The following is a 2,832-nucleotide window of genomic DNA, read 5'->3' as shown; positions in this document are numbered from 1 at the left end:
AAAACGTCACCGATCACAACGTAGCGTGATCTCTGCGCGGCCCTGCCGTGGATGTGGGTTATGCGATGGTTGCGCGGATGGGTTCGCGGTCGGTCAGGCCAACTCCGCCGCGGGGGGCGTCGGCCTCCCCCTTCATCTGGCGGAAGATCGAGTCGTTGTCCCAGTACGCGCGTTCGGCGATGAGCTTGCCGGGGTTGTCGTCGCTGAAGAGGTAGAGTGCGGCGATTTCGAAGCGAACCACATGGTTCTGTGGAGTGATACCGGCGAACTCGCTCCGATGCGTTCCGGTGACAGTCACCTCTCGCCAGGAATAGCCGGGGAGGTCGTATTCTCCGGTGACGGTGATGACGAAGTCTGGTAAGGCGACAGTGAGCGCCTCGTAGAAGTCTTGCACGCCCCGGATGCCTTCGTAATGGGTGCTCATGGGGACGACATCGTAGAAGGAACGCTCGTCACGCACGAAGGTGTCGTAGACCTTCTCCCACTCCTTGGCGTTCTCCTGGCGAATGTGCTCCTCGATGGTCGCACGTTGCAGAGCAATCCGCTCCTCGACGGTAATAGTGATCATGGTATTGATTCCCTTTCTGATTGGTGTTTACTTTTCCATCTTGGTTTCTAGCGGCCGTCCGTCTCCAGTACGAAGAAGACCCACGAAGAAGGCCATGAAGACGTCCTGATTGAAAGCGTTGACCGGGTACGGGCAGGTGCGGAACCGGTCGAATAAATGCCGTTCTTCAGGATGCGTACCCGCGTTCACCGGTGGGCCCTTACCTTCGCCCAACTTCGGTACGGCACGGCGTCCGCCACCATGCCGAATAATCGGGTGGATGCTGCGGTCAGCGCACGGCAGCAGTGGCAGATGAAAGGGTGCCGACGAACTCGGTGAGTTCGGTGTCGAAGCGTGTGGGGTTCTCCACGAACGGTATGTGCCCCACGCCGGGGTACGCGGTCACGGTCGCCGCGGCAATGATGGTGTCCAACTCGGCGAAGGCGGCCGGGATGATGACGTTGTCGTCGCTGCCGTAGATGACCCGGGTGGGGATGGTCAGTTCGGCGAGCGCCTCATCGCCGTCGTTGACGCGCCCGAGGATCGCGGCCCGTACCCGCGGCGGTACCGCGAGGACGGCGCCGAGCAGTCGTTCGCGGGTGGCCTGATCCCAGTCCCCGGCGCGCAGTAGATCGACGAACGCGCCCGCCGCGGGAACCGCCTCGCCGAGGTCGGTCGAGGTCAGTCCACCGGCTGTCGCGAGAAAGTCCGGTCCCAACAGCGCCAGGGCGTCCGCGCTACCGATCTTGCGCAACGGGGACACCAACACCAGTCCGGACAGACCGGACTGTCCGTAGGTGCGTAGAAAGTCGGTAGCCACCAGACCGCCGTAGGACCACGCCACCAGAACCACCGGCCCCGGTCCGGCGAGCGAGATAACCGCCGCGAGGTCCGCGGCCCACGTGCGGCTGAGCGCGTAGGTGTCGTCCTCGGGTACATCCGAGCGGCCGTGCCCACGAAGGTCGGGCGCCAGGATGCGGAACGAATTCTGGATCCGCGCAACGAGCGGGTCCCACACGCCCGCGTTCAGCGACAGGCCGTGGACCAGCACGACGGTGGGCGCCTTTTCCGGGCTGTGCTCGAGGACTCGTAGTCGTGCCCCCGAAGCCCCGGTAACGATATGCTCTTTCATGGATTTCACCTTGGACTAGAGTGTGACCGACACCACTACAATGATTGTCGTGAAGGTCCGCCTCAATGCCACTTAGGTGGCATTGAAAATCTTGGCGGCGAGTGATATGGTGATTCGTTCGGAAGTGGCGTCTCTCCGGGCGGGTAACGTCGCGCTGGACGCATGTTTGCTGGAGGCCGTCGTGGAGCTGGAAGCTGCGGACTACCGCCGCACTCTCGCGGTGATCAACGACTGTGTCGGTGCGACCGAGTCACCGTCCTTCCGTAGCGCCGTCCTCGACGCGTTCTCGGCGCACCTTGGCTACGAGCACCTCACCTTCTCCCTCGGCCGCCACCCGTCATTGCAGCTGGAATTGAGCGAGCCCCGCACTCGTGGCATCCTTCCCGAGCTCATGGCACGCTACCTGGACAGGTATGCCGGTCAAGATGTCTTCGCGCACAAGTTCGCTCGTCAACTGATGCAGGAATACGGCCAGGCCGTGCTCCCGCAACTGGCAGAGATGGCCCTCGGCAACGACAGATGCGGAGAATTCCTCGAGGATTTCTTGCCGCAAAACGACATCAGCGACAAGATCCTCGTCTGGCTGGATACCTCGCTGCCCGTTCACGGTTACATCGGAGTCGTCGCGACGGGCGGGCGCACCTTCGATCATAGAGATCACGAACTCCTGCGGGGACTTCGGCCGACGTTGTCGTACCTGCTGCGCAGCCACCTCGAACATCAGGTCGCGCCGGCGGGAATAGTCTTGTCGATCCGCGAGCACGAAATCGCCCGCTACGTTGCCGATGGATGGCCCAACAGATTGATCGCTCGGGAGCTCGGGATCTCGGAGTGGACCGTCAAACGTCACATCACCCATGTGCTCGCCAAGTGCGGCGTGCGGTCACGTACCGAGCTGGCCATCATGTGGCAGTCCGGCAGACGCGGAACCGACGCCGCGGAGCTCCTCTGACCGATCTGACCAGATATCGGAAGCCCAGGTCATGCTTGCGGGCGCCCTCATTCGCCCCTCATAACCGAGTCGCCTGAGCGCCACCGGGCTCACCGCTGCCGAACTGGACGACCCCCGGAACGGGGCGCGCACTCCAGCGCCAGGGCTGCGCGAAGGTCGCGTGGTGTGACGGCCTGTTGCGTTAAGTGGCTATGAATTGGA

At 62.9% G+C, this 2,832-nt stretch carries 3 protein-coding genes; 1 reads left to right on the top strand and 2 read right to left on the bottom strand.

Annotation, left to right across the window (positions count from 1 at the left end; all coding sequences use genetic code 11):
* Nucleotides 1-58: 58 nt before the first annotated feature.
* Together AC08ON_RS17835 and AC08ON_RS17830 are read right to left on the bottom strand one after the other, a co-directional pair.
* A complete protein-coding gene (locus AC08ON_RS17835; protein ID WP_023840033.1) occupies nt 59-568 on the bottom strand; it encodes an ester cyclase in 510 nt (169 codons plus the stop codon).
* Between the two features lie 268 nt (nt 569-836).
* A complete protein-coding gene (locus AC08ON_RS17830) occupies nt 837-1,679 on the bottom strand; it encodes an alpha/beta fold hydrolase (protein WP_476608688.1) in 843 nt (280 codons plus the stop codon).
* A 124-nt stretch (nt 1,680-1,803) separates the two neighbouring features.
* Here AC08ON_RS17830 and AC08ON_RS17825 point away from each other — a divergent pair, with 124 nt between their 5' ends.
* The gene (locus AC08ON_RS17825; RefSeq protein WP_476617408.1) at nt 1,804-2,631 is read left to right on the top strand and encodes a helix-turn-helix transcriptional regulator; all 828 of its coding nucleotides are present in this window, start codon (nt 1,804-1,806) and stop codon (nt 2,629-2,631) included.
* Nucleotides 2,632-2,832 lie beyond the last annotated feature (201 nt).

This window comes from Frankia sp. CoWAU3, assembly GCF_977971855.1.
The sequence above is the reverse complement of the archived record's forward strand: the minus strand, read 5'-3'. Positions and strand labels throughout refer to the sequence as shown.

Coding starts and splice junctions, on each gene's coding strand:
- AC08ON_RS17830 (WP_476608688.1), bottom strand. CDS start 1,679: ATGAAAGAGCATATCGTTACCGGGGCTTCGGGGGCACGACTACGAGTC.
- AC08ON_RS17835 (WP_023840033.1), bottom strand. CDS start 568: ATGATCACTATTACCGTCGAGGAGCGGATTGCTCTGCAACGTGCGACC.